14 protein-coding genes are annotated in these 15653 nt (G+C 71.4%); 6 read left to right on the top strand and 8 right to left on the bottom strand.

The window, feature by feature from the left end; all coding sequences use genetic code 11:
• The 4 genes from HG543_RS40735 to HG543_RS40720 form a co-directional block, all read right to left on the bottom strand.
• Positions 1-708 (bottom strand): cation:proton antiporter (locus tag HG543_RS40735; RefSeq protein WP_211194494.1); only part of this gene is annotated, 708 nt, incomplete at its 3' end.
• Entirely contained in the window at positions 705-1925 is a 1221-nt protein-coding gene (locus tag HG543_RS40730) for a cation:proton antiporter (RefSeq protein ID WP_169350327.1), read from the bottom strand. The genes HG543_RS40730 and HG543_RS40735, both read right to left, overlap by 4 nt.
• 32 nt (positions 1926-1957) lie before the next feature.
• Positions 1958-2296 carry a hypothetical protein gene (locus tag HG543_RS40725; protein WP_169350326.1) on the bottom strand — a complete coding sequence of 113 codons (339 nt, stop codon included), beginning with the start codon at positions 2294-2296 and terminating at the stop codon, positions 1958-1960.
• Positions 2297-2333: 37 nt separating this feature from the next.
• Positions 2334-2774, bottom strand: a complete 441-nt coding sequence (locus HG543_RS40720) for a general stress protein (protein ID WP_169350325.1) — start codon at positions 2772-2774, stop codon at positions 2334-2336.
• A gap of 310 nt (positions 2775-3084) precedes the next feature.
• Between HG543_RS40720 and HG543_RS40715 the strand changes: the two genes are divergently transcribed.
• Positions 3085-3861, top strand: coding sequence for a TVP38/TMEM64 family protein (locus HG543_RS40715; RefSeq protein WP_343073565.1), 777 nt, complete (start codon positions 3085-3087; stop codon positions 3859-3861).
• A gap of 11 nt (positions 3862-3872) precedes the next feature.
• Here HG543_RS40715 and HG543_RS40710 read toward each other — a convergent pair whose 3' ends face one another.
• Positions 3873-4700: a hypothetical protein gene (locus tag HG543_RS40710; RefSeq protein WP_169350324.1), complete on the bottom strand. Its 828-nt coding sequence runs from the start codon at positions 4698-4700 to the stop codon at positions 3873-3875.
• An 89-nt stretch (positions 4701-4789) separates the two neighbouring features.
• Here HG543_RS40710 and HG543_RS40705 point away from each other — a divergent pair, with 89 nt between their 5' ends.
• Positions 4790-6955: a neutral/alkaline ceramidase gene (locus HG543_RS40705; protein WP_246357650.1), complete on the top strand. Its 2166-nt coding sequence runs from the start codon at positions 4790-4792 to the stop codon at positions 6953-6955.
• Here the strand turns inward: HG543_RS40705 and HG543_RS40700 are convergent, their stop codons facing one another.
• Positions 6956-7903, bottom strand: coding sequence for a patatin-like phospholipase family protein (locus tag HG543_RS40700; protein WP_169350322.1), 948 nt, complete (start codon positions 7901-7903; stop codon positions 6956-6958).
• A gap of 236 nt (positions 7904-8139) precedes the next feature.
• Between HG543_RS40700 and HG543_RS40695 the strand changes: the two genes are divergently transcribed.
• Entirely contained in the window at positions 8140-9798 is a 1659-nt protein-coding gene (locus tag HG543_RS40695) for a HEAT repeat domain-containing protein (RefSeq protein ID WP_169350321.1), read from the top strand.
• A gap of 26 nt (positions 9799-9824) precedes the next feature.
• Positions 9825-10292, top strand: coding sequence for a hypothetical protein (locus tag HG543_RS40690; RefSeq protein ID WP_169350320.1), 468 nt, complete (start codon positions 9825-9827; stop codon positions 10290-10292).
• Between the two features lie 75 nt (positions 10293-10367).
• Here the strand turns inward: HG543_RS40690 and HG543_RS40685 are convergent, their stop codons facing one another.
• Both HG543_RS40685 and HG543_RS40680 read right to left on the bottom strand, forming a co-directional pair.
• Positions 10368-11144 carry an SRPBCC domain-containing protein gene (locus HG543_RS40685; RefSeq protein ID WP_169350319.1) on the bottom strand — a complete coding sequence of 259 codons (777 nt, stop codon included), beginning with the start codon at positions 11142-11144 and terminating at the stop codon, positions 10368-10370.
• Positions 11141-11719: a helix-turn-helix domain-containing protein gene (locus HG543_RS40680; RefSeq protein ID WP_169350318.1), complete on the bottom strand. Its 579-nt coding sequence runs from the start codon at positions 11717-11719 to the stop codon at positions 11141-11143. Before HG543_RS40680 ends, HG543_RS40685 begins: the two co-directional genes overlap by 4 nt.
• A 143-nt stretch (positions 11720-11862) precedes the next feature.
• Between HG543_RS40680 and HG543_RS40675 the strand changes: the two genes are divergently transcribed.
• Both HG543_RS40675 and HG543_RS40670 read left to right on the top strand, forming a co-directional pair.
• Positions 11863-14766 (top strand): carboxypeptidase regulatory-like domain-containing protein, encoded by a 2904-nt coding sequence (locus tag HG543_RS40675; protein ID WP_169350317.1) that lies wholly within the window; start codon positions 11863-11865, stop codon positions 14764-14766.
• Positions 14767-14920: 154 nt separating this feature from the next.
• On the top strand, positions 14921-15610 hold the full coding sequence (locus HG543_RS40670; RefSeq protein WP_169350316.1) for a hypothetical protein: 690 nt from the start codon (positions 14921-14923) through the stop codon (positions 15608-15610).
• Positions 15611-15653: the final 43 nt, after the last annotated feature.

Genomic DNA, 15653 nt, shown 5'->3' with positions numbered 1-15653 from the left:
AAGAGACAGGCCGACCAGCTCACACCCCACCGAGCTGAGCAGCCCCGCCACGTCCAGCCCGCCGCCGAAGCTCGCCTTCGTCACGCCCGCCGCCAGCGCGAAGGCCACCATGACGAACAGGTCGCCGATGATGACGAGCGCCATGAGGAACTCGGTGAAGGTGCCGCGCGAGCTCGTCTCCTGGACGATGGCGATGGTCACCGTGGGCGAGAAGGACACCACCACCGTGGATACCAGCGCGCTGACCGCCAGCGCCTGTGGCACCGTCATGGCCGAGAGGAATGGCAACAGCGGCTTGAGCGCGAACGTGGCGCCGAAGCACACGAGGAACGTCACCCCGCAGACGCTCATGCACAGCAGCGCCACCCGCGTACCCACCCGGCGGATGAGCCCCAACCGCAGCTCCGTGCCCGCCACGAGCGCGATGAGGCTCACCGCCAGCCCCTTCACCAGCTCCAGCCCCTTCACTCCCGCGTTGGGGATGAAGCCCAGCGCGTACGGGCCCACCGCCACGCCCACCAGCAGGTAGCCCGTGAGCCGGGGCAGCCCCAGCCCCTTGGCCACCTTGCCCGCGAACAGGCCGCACAAGAGCAGCGCGCCCGCCGCCAGCGTCACCGGCGTGCCCGCGTCCGCGCGCAGCACCTGCGCCCGGCTGATGATGGCCAACAGCCCCACCAGCAGCAGCAGGCGGACCACGGCGCCCTTCATGTCGCCACCTCCACTTCCGGCGACGACGGCGTGGCGCGCCCCGGCCCCGGCCCCAGCACCTGGCGGAAGGCCGGACCCGCGAGCAGCTCGTTCAGCACCGCGCCTACCACCACCACGTCCAGCACGCGCTGCGACAGCCCGCCGGGCACCAGCATCCCGTACTCGGCCACGAGGCACAGCGCGAGGCCGCCCTGCGCGATGAGCGCGTAACCCAGCCGCGGCGGCAGCTCCAGCGCGCCGCCCAGCACCCGCTGCGCCAGCTTCCCGCCCAGCACCTTGCCCAGGAAGCGCAGCCCCACGAAGCCCGGCACCAGCGCCCACGCCGCCCAGTCACGCGCGTGGATGCCGCAGCCCACCAGGAACACCAGCACCAGGAACACGGGGCGCTCCACCCGGCCGAGCGCGCGCGCCACCCGCTCCACCGTGCGCCCGCCCACCAGCGCCAGCGTGGCCCCACAGGCCACCCCGGCTAGCAGCGCGGAGACGCGCAGGTACGCCGCCGCTCCGCCCACCAGCGCCACCCCGCCCAGCGTCACCGTCGTCAGCTCCGCCGGGTCCTTCAGCGCGTGCGTGAGGAAGGCCAGCAGCGCGCCGCACAGGATGCCCAGCAGCACCGCGAGGCACACCAGCCCCAGGCCCTCGCCCACGTTGCTCGCCGCGCCCACCACCAGCGCCAGCGCCAGCACGCCCAGGCCCACCGCGTCGTCCAGCATCGTCAAGAGCGCGATGCCCAGCCCGCGCGCGCGGTCCATCCTCCCAGCGCGGAACGCCAGCACCGCGAAGTGGCCCGAGGACAGGCTCGCCGCCGCGCCCAGCAGCGCCGCCGCGCCCACCGCCGCCTTCAGGGACAGCCCCGAGGTGAACAAGAGCGGCGCCACCAGCGGCGGCGCCACGAAGAAGAAGGCCGTGCCCGCATGCGCCAGCGCCGCCGTGTAGACCGGCCGGGGGAGCAGGCGCAGGAGCCTCGGCTCCAGGTTGAGGCCCAGGATGACGCCCGCGGTCCCCAGCCCCAGCGCCAGCACCGGGCGCATGCCCTCCAGGTTGCGCGCGGAGAGCACTCCCGCCACCGACGGGCCCAGCAGGACGCCGACGATGAGGAACAGGAAGCCGCTTGCCGCCAGCCTCGCCAGCGCCGGGAAACGCCCCGGGTCCAGCGCGCGGCTGGAAGCGAGCAGCGACAGCGCCGCGATGGAAAGAAAGACGAGCAGCGCTTGCACAAGGCGTGCTTACACCGCTCCGGTGCCCCACGTCACGAGCGTCGGTGCGTGGGCGCGGAAATCACAGGCAGGGCGACCAGCCGGCCCATGGGAGGGTCGTCCGCATCCATCTCCAACTGGACGCGCTGGATGAGCCGCTCCATCTCCTCCGCCGGCACGGCCGGCAGCAGGCTCACCAGCAGCACCCGGTCCTCGTCCGCCCCGAGCGCCAGGCTGCGAAGCCCGGCGAACACGGGGACCTCCGCGGACAACGCGGCCGCGGCGCTGCGCGCGCGAACCACCAACGGCTCCGGAATGCCAAACTCCCGGAGCCGGCGGATGGCCCGCTCGGTCCCGTCCAAATGTTCGAGGAACGTGATGACCAGGTACACGCGGCCCTCTTACCGGGTCCGCGCGCCTGGCGCCACGCTACTCGTTCTGGCTCTGGCCGGCCGGCTCACTGGGGGGCGCCGCCGGAGCCGCGCCCTCCTCCGCCCCTTCCGCGGCGGGAGGAGCCATGGCCGCGCGAGCCGCGCGCTTGCCCTCCTCGATGAGCTTCTTCACCTTCTGCCCGCCCTTGCGGCCGATCTCCTCGTAGAAGTTCGGCCCGCGGGTGGCCTTGACGCGGTCGCCACCCTTCTTGCCGATCTCCTCGTAGAACTTCGCGCCGCGCTCGGCCTTGACCGTCTCGCCGCCCTTGCGGCCGATCTCCTCGTAGAAGGAGCGACCGCGCTCGGCCTTCACCGTCGCGCCGCCCTTGCGGCCGATGGTCTCGTAGAACTCGCGACCCCGCTCGTTCCGGACGGTCTCGCCACCTTTTCGGCCTGCCTCCGCCACCGTCATGCTGCCCTTGTTGTCCTTGTCCGACATATCGCCATCTCCTCTCGTGACTGCCACCGTCCCTCGCCCTCGGTGCCCCTTGCCTGAAACCTTGGGACGGAAGCGCCCCGATGCAAGCAAGCTCCGTACACCGCCAGCCGTTCGCGCCTGACACACCACACAAAAACCTCAGTGATTCCAACACCTTGGCTACGCCTGCCAGGCAATCGAGCCGGGCGTAGGCATGTCCGGCAGGACGCTTTCTTGTTGGAAACACCCCACTCCACATTGCGGATTCCCGATACGCCCTCCACCTTCTGCCCACGGCGCGTCCGGGTGCGGGCGGCGGGGGAGGCTTCACGTGGCGCGGTCGGCGAAGACATGGCTCCAGGTTCTGGCCCCGATGCTGTTGTCGGTGGGCGGCCTGGTGATGCTCCGGTTGTTGGGACCGGACTTCATCGACCAGAAGCGCATTGCCGCTGTCCTGGAGCCTTTCGGTCGAGCGGCACCGCTGGCGTACATCGCCTTTCTCGCCATCCGCCCGGTGACGCTGTTGCCCGGTCAGCTGCTGACCGCGGTGGGCGGGATGATGTTCGGGACGCTCGCAGCGACTCTCTATTCACTAACGGGCAGCTTCCTGTCCGCCATGTTGCTCTTCGCAGTGGCGCGCAAGCTGGGCACGCGGCTGATGAAGCGCCTGGCGGGCGGCAAGTACCCCGCCATTGCCCGGGCCGCGAAGCGCCATGACTTCCTCTTCGCGCTGCTTTCCTGCATCAACCCACTGTTCCCCACGGACGTCATGCTGGTGGCGGCGGCCGCCAGCGGCGCGCGGCTGTGGCCGTCCCTGGCGGGCATCATGCTGGGGACGATTCCGGGCACCTTCCTCACCGCGCAGTTCGGCAGCGGACTGGCCCAGGGCCGCACGGTGATGACCGTGGTGTCCGCGGTGGGGCTCGTCGTGTCGCTGGTCATCGGGGTGTTCATCGGCCGTCGCTTCTACAAGGAGATCAACGACGCGCCCGTCGAGGACCCCACGCAGCCGGCCGAGGATGTGTCCGCCGCGCCCTCCGAGGCCTCGCCGCTGTCACGGGTGCGGCCGGGAGCGCCGAAGCAGGACGGCATGCCCGCCACCTGGTAGCCGCGGGGGCCTCACGACGACTTCAAGGCCCACGCCGCCGCCAGCGCCCCTCCGGCGGACCACAACGCGGACATACCAAAGCCCACGTAGCCCAACGCCATCAGCAGGACGCCCGTCATCACGCCCAGCGTGGCAACGCCCAGGAAGTTCCGGATGAGCTGGCGGCGCGTCCTCTTGAACCGACCCATCGCGAGGGCCACGAGGCCGGCGAGGATGTTCGAGCCGCCCAGGACCAGGGAGATGACGTAGAGGCCCTGGGTCCGGAACCAGGTCCCGAAGCCAGGCGGCGGACAGGGAACATCTCCGGCCAGGCAGTCCGCCCTGAGCCCGAAGTACTGATGGGGCGTATCCGAAGAGAGCACGAAGCCGACCTGGATGACGGCCGCGGGCAGGAGTATCCCCACGAGCAGTCCCCAGGGGACCGGAATCGTCTGGTGCTCCCTGCGGCGGAGTGCCTCCAGCCGCTCCGGAGGCACCTGCATGGCATGGGGATAGCCCATGGCCAGCAGGGCTCGCGTGGCCGCGACGCTGGACGGCTCGCCGTCCTCGTCCTCCAGCCCGTCCAGGCGCCCCTCATCCAACAGCCGTAGGAGACATGTCGCGGTCTCCTCGGAGTTCGCCTCCGTGGGCAGTCGCGCCATCAACATGTTGATGGCCCCGGCCATGCCGGCCTTCCGCGTGTACGAGGCCGTCTCCGACTCCTCCACGAGGGCGGTGATGCGGTCCACCAGCTCCGTCGTCGCGGCGGTCGCGGCGCGCTCCAGCGAGGGCTCCGACGCCGTGCCGGAAACCTCACTCTTCTCGTGGACCACTCCACCCCTGGGCGAGGAACGCATCACGGTGGGATAACCTTTGGCACCCAATGGGCGGGCACACCGCCGCATCCTACCGAGGGGGGTCCCCCGCCATGCAATGCCAGTCCTCACGCATGTGTTTGCTATCGCTGGCGCTCGCGGCGCTGGTGGCGGGCGGCTGTGCACCGAAGCGCGTGGCCCCGGAGGCCCTCGCGCTTCGGGCCCAGGGCTGCGAGGGCCGCACGGACTTCCAGCTCGGCACGGGCATCCACGACATCACCGGCCCGGCGGCGCAGGTGATGATGATGGGCTATGTGAAGCCCGGCCAGAACACCGCGGGAATCCACCAGCGGCTGCGCTCGCGCGCCTTCGTCATCGCCTCGCCCTGCAACGGCAAGCGGGTGGCGTTCGTCAGCGCGGACCTGGGGATGCTCTTCCAGGCGGTGAAGCAGGAGGTCATGCGCAAGCTGCGCGAGCGCTACGGCGAGGACGTCTACACGGACGCGAACGTGGTGCTGAGCGCCACGCACACGCACGCGGGGCCCGGCGGGTACTCGCATCACGCGCTCTACAACCACACCTTCCTGGGCATCCCGTTCATCGGCTTCGTGCCGCAGAACTTCCACGCCATCGCGGACGGCATCTTCCAGTCCATCGTCCGCGCCCACGACAACCTCGCCCCGGGCCGCCTCCTGCTGAGCACGGGCGAGCTGCCCGGCACCAGCGGCAACCGCTCCGCCGGCGCGTACGCCCTCAACCCCCAGCCGGAGCGCGCGAGGTACCCGGGAGACGTGGACACCGCCATGACGCTGCTGCGCCTGGAGGCCTCCGCGTCCGCGGAGCCGGGGCCGATGACGCCCGTGGGGATGCTCAACTGGTTCGCCGTGCACGCCACGTCCATGTCCAACCGCAACAAGCTCATCAGCGGCGACAACAAGGGCTACGCGTCCTACCTCTTCGAGAAGCACCAGGACACGGACTACGGCTCGCCCCGCGCGTTCGTGGCCGCCTTCGCGCAGAGCAACGAGGGCGACGTGACGCCGAACGTCTACGGCGGCAAGGAGGGCCGCGGCGAGGGGGAGCTGGCGGCCACCGTCGAGGCGGGCCGCCGCCAGTTCGAACTGGCGCTGCGGCTCTTCGAGGACACGGCGGGCGCGCGGCCGCTCACGGGCGGTGTGGACTTCCGGCACACCTACGTGAAGATGGACGCCGTGAAGGTGGCGCCCGAGTGGGCGGACGGCCAGGAGCGCGGGACGTGCAAGGCGGCGCTGGGCATCTCCATGCTCGCGGGCGCCGAGGACGGCCGGGGCGTGGGCCGCGAGGGCGTGCGCTGCGGAGACCCGCTCGCCGGCTTCTTCTGCGGCGTGGACAACGACCCGTGTCAGGCGGAGAAGCCCGTGGTGCTGAAGCCCGGCGCGGAGTGCCCCATCATGAGCCCCAACGTGCTGCCGCTGCAGATTGCGCGGCTGGGCAACCTGGCGCTGGTGGCCGTGCCCTTCGAGATGACCACCATGGCGGGCCGGCGGCTGCGCGAGACGGTGCGCGAGCGGCTGGCCCCCGCGGGCGTGGAGCACGTCGTCATCGCGGGCCTGTCCAACGCGTACTCGGGCTACCTCACCACGCGGCAGGAGTACGCGAAGCAGGACTACGAAGGGGCCTCCACCCACTTCGGCCCCTGGCAGCTCGCGGCGGTGCAGCAGGAGTCCGCGAAGCTGGCGGAGGCACTGGCGTCCGGCGCCGAGGTACCGGAGGGCCCGAAGCCAAAGTCCCCCCGGGGCCGGGTGAAGGAGATCCGCCTGTCCCATACGTACGACGAGGTCCCTCGCGGGGATCCGCGCTTCGGCGACCTCACCTTCGGCTCGGTCGTCTCTGGCCGCGACGTGGGGGCCGCATACCCGCGCTGTGGCACGGCGCGCGTCACCTTCTGGGGCGGCCATCCGCGCAATGACCTGCACACACAGCGCTCGTACCTGGAGGTGCAGCGCCGCGGCGAGGACGGAACCTGGCGGCCCGTGGCGTATGACTGGGATTGGGAGACGAAGTACCACTGGAAGGGCTACCCCTGCCCTCCGCGCGGTGCCTGCTCGCAGGTGACGGTGGAGTGGGACATCCCCGAGGACACCCGCCCGGGCACCTACCGCATCCGCCATGATGGCGAGTGGCGCCCGCGCACGGAGGACCGCTCGCGCCCGTACACCGGCTGGTCCCGGGAGTTCTCCGTCACCGAGTCCATCGCCGACCGCTGCCCTCCCGGCGCGGCCCCCTCCCCCGTCAGGGCCTCCTTCACCTGGGTGCCCTGACTACGCGTGCAGCGGCGGCACCGGGTAGGACTCCTCCGTCTGGGGCGGCCTGGGCTCGCGCCGGCTCATGTCCGTGGACTCCATGGCGACCCGGGCCATCTCCTCGCCGTGCTGCATCCGCAGGCGAATCAGCTGGGGAGAGAAGTCGAGCGTGTCCCCCATGTACATCCGCGGCTCGATGACGGTGATGCGGCAGTACCGGTAGGGCACCCCATCCGGCCGCCGCAAGGTGAGTCCCGCCTCGTCCGCCTGCCGCACCAGGTCGTTGATGCGGATGAAGAAGTCCACGTCGTTCAGGAGGATTTCATTGATGGTGATGTCGACGAGGGAGCGCTTGGCCACGTCCAGGATGTTGGCGGGTGGCTTCGCTGGATCAATCTTCGACTCGGAGCAGGAGAGGACGACGATTTCCGTCGGATCGAACTCCAGCGCGTCGCCCAGGGGTGTGACGTTACGAATGCCCCCGTCCACGATGGCGGTCCGTCCGATGGCCTCCCAGATGACGGGCATGGTGGCGCTCTGCCAGACGGCGTCCAGGAAGTCCTTCGCGTCGTTGTGCACCAGCTCGTACTCGCCGGACACCAGCGACACGCGGCCCACGTGGGCGGGCACCACGAAGCGGCGTCCGGCCGCGTGCGTCATGATGGTGTCACGCAGCGGCGTGTTGTCATAAAGCCCCAGCTTGCGGAACAGCCCCACCCGGAGCGCGACGACGGCCCAGGGGACCTTTCGGTACACATCCGACTCCTTGACGTTGAGCCAGAGGTCATTCAGCTCCTTGAAGGCGTGCTGCGCCATGAGCGTGGCGTTCAGGGCGCCCACGGACACGCCGAAGATGCGCTCCCACCTGAAGCCGTGCACCTCGCGCAGGACGCGCTCGGCGCCCACCTGGAAGGCTCCCTTGGCCCCTCCGCCGGAGAGCACGAGCGTTGCGGGACGGTCCGTCATGGCCATGGCACATCTCCTGGACAGGAATGGGTGCGAACGGCCTGGGCCGCGCCCCCGGTCTCCACCTCGGACATGAGGGATAGGTGCGTGCCAGGGGCGGAGGTATCACCCCGGGGCGCCAGTCCCTGTCCACCGTGAGCCTCCCGAGGCCCTGGGAGCCACCCGTGGGGTACGATGCCGTACGGAGTCAGGTCGGACGCCGCCGGACGTCCCTGCCCGGCGGACGGTGGCCGCACATGCGAGAAGACACAGCCCTCGAAGCGGCGCGGCGAGGGGCCCGCCCGGATGACCTCGCCTCCCTCCGGCGCCTGGACGCGGCCCTGACATGGACCGGCTTCCGCGTGGAGGGGAAGACGGTGCGCGAGTGGATCTCCGGGTTCGCCTCCGTGCGCTCGCGGTGGTTCAACGCCCCGGACACCGTGCGGCACGTGACGCGGGCCGGGCTGGGGGCGGTGCCGGCGCTCGTGGACGCGCTGCGGGCGCGCACCCTGGATGTCCGCCCGAACGAGGACACGAACATCCGCGCGCAGTGCATCGAGGCGCTCGGGAGCATCGAGCCGCTGCCCACGTGCGCGATTCCCGCGCTCCTCGGCGCGCTGAGCCTGCCGAGCGCCCGCGTCCGGTGGATGTCGCTCACGGTGCTCGAGCGGATGCGTCCGCGGCCCAGCACCGCGGCCCTCCGAGCCCTCCTCCCCTGCCTCCAGGACAGGAACGACACGGAGCTGCGCAGCCGGGCCTTGCGGGTGCTCGCGGCGATGGAGGGCGCTCTTCCCGAGGCGGTCCGGCGCGCCGCGCTGGAACGGCTGGTGGACCCCAAGCGCGTCGTGCGGCGGGATGCGCTCCCGCTCCTGGGCCGCTTCGCGAACGACCCGGAGGTGCTCATCGCGCTGGAGGAGCAGGCGCTCATCGACGATGGCAACCGCATCGAGTCCCTACGTGTCCTCGCGGATGCTGCGCCCGAGCGGGCCCTCCCGCTGCTGCTGGACACCGCGCGGAAGGCGGTGGAGGACCGGCCCCGGCGTCAGGACCTGATGAACGCCCAGGCGATGGACCACTTCTGGCACGAGGCGGGTCTGCGGGCGTTGCTCATCCTGGGCCAGATGGGAGCGCGAGCGGCGTCCGCCCTCCCCGCCCTCTCCGAGCTGACCTACGTCTCGCGGCTCGCGCCTCACGTGGACGCCGCCATCGACGACATCGTGCGCGACCTCCTGCGCCGCCGTGCGCCACCTCTGCCAGTGGAGCGGCTCGGAGATCCTCGCGCCGTGGCCCTGGTCCGCGACCTGCCGCTTCTCGAGGACGCCTCGGAGGAACCCGCGAAGGTGCTCGCGCGCTGGGCGGCGGACCTCCGGGCCTTCGGTCCGGAGCTGACCGTCCGCGTCGCGCTGGCCGCCGCGCGTCGGGTGCTGGGTCTCTGGGAGTGGCAGCACCCGAGGCATGAGGGTCCCCGGTCCGCGCTCATGGCGATGGAGCGCTGGCTGTGCGCGCCCGCCGACGAGCACGCCCGCGGCGCGGTGAGTCACGGAGATGTCGTCCCCAGCCAGGCGGCCACGTCGCCGGACGCGTTCTCCGCCGCCTGGTCGGTGACGTACGCCACGCTGTGCCTCCCCGGGTTCGACTCCTCCCAGCACAATCTCCTCGGGGAGGATGAAGGCGGCAGTCTCGGCTCCTGTGTGTACGCCGCGTGCCGCGCGCTGAGCCGCGAGTCCGTCATCACCTGGGCATTGGGCTCCAGCGAGGAGTCACCCACGCCGCTCCCGCCACGGCAGTCCGCGCGGGAAATCCATCAGGCCATCCTGGACGAGGTGCTGCCGTGGCTCTGTGGAACGTGGGACCCGGTGAAGGACGTGCCAAAGCTGCGAGACGAACTCCGGGCCCGGAGCTGGGAGGACCGATGACAGGCAGGCACCCCTTCGACCCCGGAATGGCAACCCCTGCCTCCCGCGTATTCGCCGAGCAGCTCTTCGCGGCCTTTCCCTCCCTGAGGACGCGAGCCGAGCTGTTCGCGGAGCGGGAGGACGGCCCCTTCGAACTGACACTCACCCTGCCCTCACCCACGGGCACGCGCGAGCGTGACGTACGGGTATGGGTGGAGCAAGGCGTCCCCAGCCTGGCCTTCGGACCGGGCTGGCACACGCATGCCGATACCTGGGCGGCGTGGCCGGGCGAGTCCCTGGTGGACCTCCTGCGCGCCATCCTCGAAGACCGCTTCGTCCTGAGCTTCGACGTGGACGCGACGCCCGACGCCACGCCGGGAGTCATCGACCTGCGGAATCCCACGGCACTGGAGGACGAGCTGACCGCCTGGAGCGCGCCGGGCCGTCTTCGCCTCGCTTCATGGGGAGGGACCGCCGACGCCGAGGTCGGGCTCGAGGACCTCACGGCGCGGTGACGCTCCGGGCGGACAGTCGGGCAGCGTGCCGCACACGTCGCCACCCGACTTCGGCCAGCTTCTGTCCTTCCGCGCTCACGCCGCGCTTCGGAACATGCCCTCCAGCGCGGGCGTCCACCTCGCTCGGAGCGCCTCCACCTGGGCCGCGTCCAGCCCGTAGGTGAGCAGCGAGACCCACGCCCGCACCTCGCCGTCGCAGCCACTGATGTCCACGGTGATGCGCGCGTCGTTCCAGTTCTTCACGGTGATGCCGAGCGCGCGCGGCGGCGCCCACAGGTCGACCTCACCTTCGAGTGCCTCGCCGGTGACGGCGCGCGCCCGGAAGCTCCGCTCGCCAGTGCGCTCCAGGCCGAAGACGCTCGGCCCCAACAGCCGCGCCCAGGCCTGGTCCAGGCTGACGTCGCCCACGGGAACGGGCACCATCACCTGCTGCCCCGGGACACCCGGGTGCCGCTCCAGCATGTGCTTGAGGTTCTGGAAGAACACCGCCCAGCCGCGGTCCAGCGAGTCATACTCGGCATCCCAGTCGGCGCCCTCGCCGAAGCCGGAGTGCACGAGCCGGAGCGTCGTCTCTCCCCCCTGCCCTTCCACGTACCAGTCGGTGGCGACCTGGGGCCGCGCGGGGTTGCGCGTCTGGAAGTGCTTGCCCTGCTCCCAGATTTCGATGCGCTCCTCGCCCGCCATGCCGGGCCAGCTCAGCCACACGTAACCGCCGACGCCGGGCTTCACGCGCGCGTCGAGCGCGAACCAGCGGACGATTTGATCGGCCTCGGTGATGGCCCGCCAGACGGCGTCGGGCGAGGCCTTGATTTTCACCTGCTTCTCGAGACTGCGCGTCGTGTCCTGGCTCACTCGGGGCTCTCCTTCTCGGGGGCAGCTGCGGGGTGCACGCCGAGGAACAGGCGGTAGTGGCGCCCTCCCTCGGCCTTCTCGTCGTGATGCTTTGCGACGAGCCGGGCCACGGCCTCGGCCAAGTCCTCGGCGAAGGCATGGCGTGACTTCGCGTTGGCGAAGCGCACGTCGGCCTGCAGGCTGAAGGTGGGCAGCGTCTTGCCGGCCTTCTGCGCGCGCTCGCGCAGCGTGGCCACCTCCCGCACGCTGCGGGCTGCCACGGCGATGAGATAGGCCGACGAGAAGCGGTCCACCGCGGCGGCGGGGTCGGGCGCCAGCGAGGCCAGCGCCTCCGCCGACACGAGGTACGCCCGGGAGCTGGCCTTCACCAGCCGCTCCACGACGTTGCCCTTGCGGCGCTCCTCCACCAGCTCTACGAGGCCCTGCTCCTCCAGCTCGCGCAGGTGGTACCCGACCTTCTGACGCGACGTGCCGAGCTCCCGCGCCAGCGCCGCCGCCGTCGTGGGCGCCGCGAGTCGCTCGAGGATGCGCGCCCGCATGGGCCGGACCTTCGCCGCGCTGCTCTCCTTCGTCATGCCCGGCTTGTAACGCCGACAAACTCTCTTGGTCAAGGCAAAGAAAGTTTGTCGGTGGTCCCATGGGGGGCCATTGCGTCTGGAACCTGCCGGCCCGCCGGATGTCCGGGCGGCATTCTGCGAAGATGCCTCCGGGAGGCGGAATGAAACGAAAGACACTCGTGCTCATGGGACTCGTGAGCGTCCTGGCCGCCGTCGGACTCTGGTGGGCACGTGGCCCGGACGGCTCCAACCCGGATGCCTCGCGGGCGGTGGACACGGAGGCAGGAGCGGTCGCGAGCCGTCAGGCACCTTCCCCCGCGTCACGAGCCCCCATCGACGAACGCTCCGTGCCCACCGCCGACGACAAGCGCGGGACACCGCCTGTCGACGAGCCGATGCGCGCGGAGGAAGGCACCCTCCGCGTCGAGGTGCACACCGCCTCCGGCCCATTCCCCCAGGCGGCGGTCCGTCTGTACCTCCGGGGCGCCGGCGCCCCGGGCCGCGAGCGCTGGTTCGTCGCGGGCAGTGGGCTCACCAATGAGGAAGGCGTGCTCCTGCTCCCCGCGAGGCCCGGGCACTACCTCGTCATTGCCCGCGTCCCCGACCACGCCACCGCGCGAGCCGAGGTGATGCGGCTGCGTGGCGAAGGCACGGCCACCGTCCGCCTCACGGCCGAGGCCTTCGCCACTCTCGAAGGCACCACCGTGGAGCGCGGCACGGGTACGCCCATTCCGCACGTGGAGTTCATGCTCACCCCCATCGACGTCCGCCACGGCGTCGCGGTGCCCGCCCTGCTCGCATCCGGCGCCTCGGCGCCAGAGGAGGAGCGCACCTTCATCACGAGCGACGAGCGCGGCGCCTTCCGCTTCCAGCGACTGGCCCGCGGCGTGTACCAGCTCGACGTCCCCCGGGCTCCAGGGCGCGCACCCAGGCGACTGGGACGCGTCCAGGTTCCGGCCTCGGGACTCGTCATCGAGCTGGAGCGCTCGGCTTTCATCGAGGGCTTCGTGGAGCGACCCGACGGCAAGCCCGCGTCGGGGGCGCGCGTGGTCGCCTCGGGGACGGGAGAGGCCGCGGAGACCGATGCGGGAGAGGACGGAGGTTTCTCCATCGACGTGGCGCCGGGCCTGTACCAGCTCACCGCGCGTCAGGGAGACCTGACCGGCGCCGCTCCGGGCCGCGTCACGGTGGGCCCGGGCATGACGGCGCGGGACGTGCGCATCCGGCTGGGGGCCACGGCCTCGCTCGTGGGTGTCGTACGGCGCAAGGGCTCGGGCGAGCCCATCGGCGGCGCCGCCATCTCCGTGAGTCCGGGCGCCCTCACCTTCAGCCTCGACGCGGACCCCACCGTGGTCGCCAGCGCCCTCTCCGCGCCGGATGGCCGGTTCGAGGCGGGCTCGCTCGCGCCGGGGATGTACGCGGTGACGGTGCGTGCCCCGGGCTTCAAGAAGTGGACGCGCGGCGGCGTCAGCATCCTGGACGGCCAGCGCTTCGACCTCGTCGCCGAGCTGGAGGCCCACGGGCGCATCGAGGGCACGGTGGTGGACGGGGACCAGAAGCCCGTGCCAGGCGTCCACGTCACCGCCGGGTCGCGCTGGAGCCGCTCGCCGCTGGAGGGCACGCTCCCCACGGTGTCGGACGGAGCGGGAGCCTTCATCCTGGAGGGCCTCCCTCCGGGCGAGGTGTTCGTGGCGGCCCGCCAACCGGACAGCGAAACCAACGTGCGCGAGAGGGTGATTGTCACACCGGGCGAGACGAGCCGGGTGCGCCTCCAGCTCGCCGCGGAAGGCGTCATCGAAGGCTCGGTCCGGCTCCAGGGAGGCCGCGTGCCGCCGAAGCCGGTCACCGTCTCCGCGCTGCGGGAGGGAGCCCCCTACTCGGAGGCCGTGAGGGTCCCCGCCACGCCGGACGGCACCTGGTCGATGCGCGTGCGCGCGGGCCGCTACACGCTCACCGCGTGGATGACGGACACCGGCAACCAGAGCGGCGACCAGCAGAAGGTCGTCGAGCTGGAGGCCGGAGGCTCGAAGCGGGTGGACCTGGAGGTGCGCGAGGCACGCAGGCCCATCGTCGTCACGGTGCTCGAACCCAACGGCGCGCCGAGCGTGCACGCCACGGTGATGGGCGGCGAAGTCGGCGGCAATGAAATCCTTCTGGAGGACCTCACCGACGCCTCCGGACAGGTGACGCTGGTGACGGACTCGCTGGGCGGCACCGCGATGCACCTGTGGGCCACCAATGGCGGGCGCCGGGGAGACCTGCCCTCGGTGTCCACGTCCCAGGGCGCCATCACGCTCCGGCTCACCGATGGAGGGCGGCTGAGCGGCACCGTCCGCTCGGCGGGAGGCCGCGCCGTGGAGGGCTTCCGGTTGGTGGCCTCCGCGCTCCGGAGCGATGACGACTTCCTCACCCGGCAGGAGCTGGACTTCGCGGGTGACCGGTTCGTCGTGGAGGACATGGTCGCCGGGCCGGTGAGCCTCACCGCCACGCTGCCGGATGGCCGCGCGGGCAAGGCGGAGGCCACCAGCATCCCCGGAGGCACCACGCGGGTGGACATCGTCGTGGAGGCGGGAGGCGGCCTCACCGGCCGGCTGCTCGACACCCGTGGCGCCCCGCTCCAGGACACCTTCGTGGACGTGGACGGAGTCATGTCACCGAGGACGGGAGCGGATGGGCGCTTCCGGCTGGACGACCTCGCGCCCGGCGCCCACCGCGTCTCCGTCTGGAAGGCGGGCGGACTGCGCGCGGACCGGCAGGTGACGCTCACCGCGGGCAAGGTGGTGGACCTGGGCGACTGGCGTTTGGGACCGGCGCGCGTGGAGCCGGGACGCCTGGGGCTCTCCTTCGCGATGAGCGGCGACGATGTCACCGTGAGCTGGCTCGCGGAGGGAGGCCCGGCCGCGTCGCTGCGCGTGGGCGACGTGGTGAGGACCATCGACGGCGCCACGGTGCTCGACGCGGGTGAAGCCCGTCGGCGTGAGCTGGGCGCACCAGGCAGCCCGGCCACGCTCGTCATCCTGCGCGAAGGCCGCACCTTCCCCGTCACGTTCACCCGCGCTCCGTGACACGGGGTGCCACGTCACGACGCCACGCGGCGGCACGCGGGGGCAATGGACGGACGACCAGACCTCGTGGCTGGCTCCGAATAGAGGATTGCAGCTGCAATCAGCCGCTGGAGCCCATGAGGGGCGACTGGCGGCGCCACGTCCAGGAGCCGTCATGAGCACCAGCACCCTCGCCGCGCCGCAGCTCGTCACCAACAGCCGCATGCTGTACTCGAGCTGGATTCCCGCCGACACGAAGGCCGCCGCCGCGCTGCTGCCCAAGGGCCTGTCGCCCGCGGCCAACCGCGCCCTCTTCATGAACCAGTACGTCGTGGACTCGGCGGACCAGACGTCGGGCTTCGGCGCCTACTCGCTGACGTACATGGGCCTGGACGTGGCGGACCACTTCGCGCCGGACGGCGTGACGCCGGGCCGCTTCTTCACGCACTACTTCAACTCCTCGCAGGTGGTGCGCGAGTACGTCCGCGAGCGCGGCGTGCCCGCGTCCCCGGGCGCCACCACGCTGGAGCTGGAGGAAGGCAGGCTGGTGGCCACCACGCGTGTGGACGGCATCCCCGTCATCCGCACGGTGGCGCGCGTGGGCTCGCAGGTGGCCTCGGTGGCGCGCGGCCAGCTCATGTACATCACCCAGGTGAAGAACAAGCTGGTGGCCGGCAACTACCCGTACGTCGGTGACATCGCCTCTGGCTTCGAGCTGCTGTCCCTGGATTTCCTCGCCAAGGACCACCCGGTATACGCGCTGCGTCCCGAGAGCTCGCTGCGCAAGGTGGAGGCTTGGTGCTGGTATGCGCCGCGCGACTCGTTCGTCTACCCGGGTGGCGAGTACGAGCTGAAGGCGAAGTAGCCCATCGCACAGCCGGGTTGTCCCTCCGGCCCCCTCCCCATCC

It is taken from the genome of Pyxidicoccus fallax, from assembly GCF_012933655.1.
GTDB classification, from domain to species: Bacteria; Myxococcota; Myxococcia; order Myxococcales; family Myxococcaceae; genus Myxococcus; species Myxococcus fallax.
Note: the sequence above shows the minus strand (reverse complement) of the source record. Positions and strands in the feature narration are given on the sequence as shown.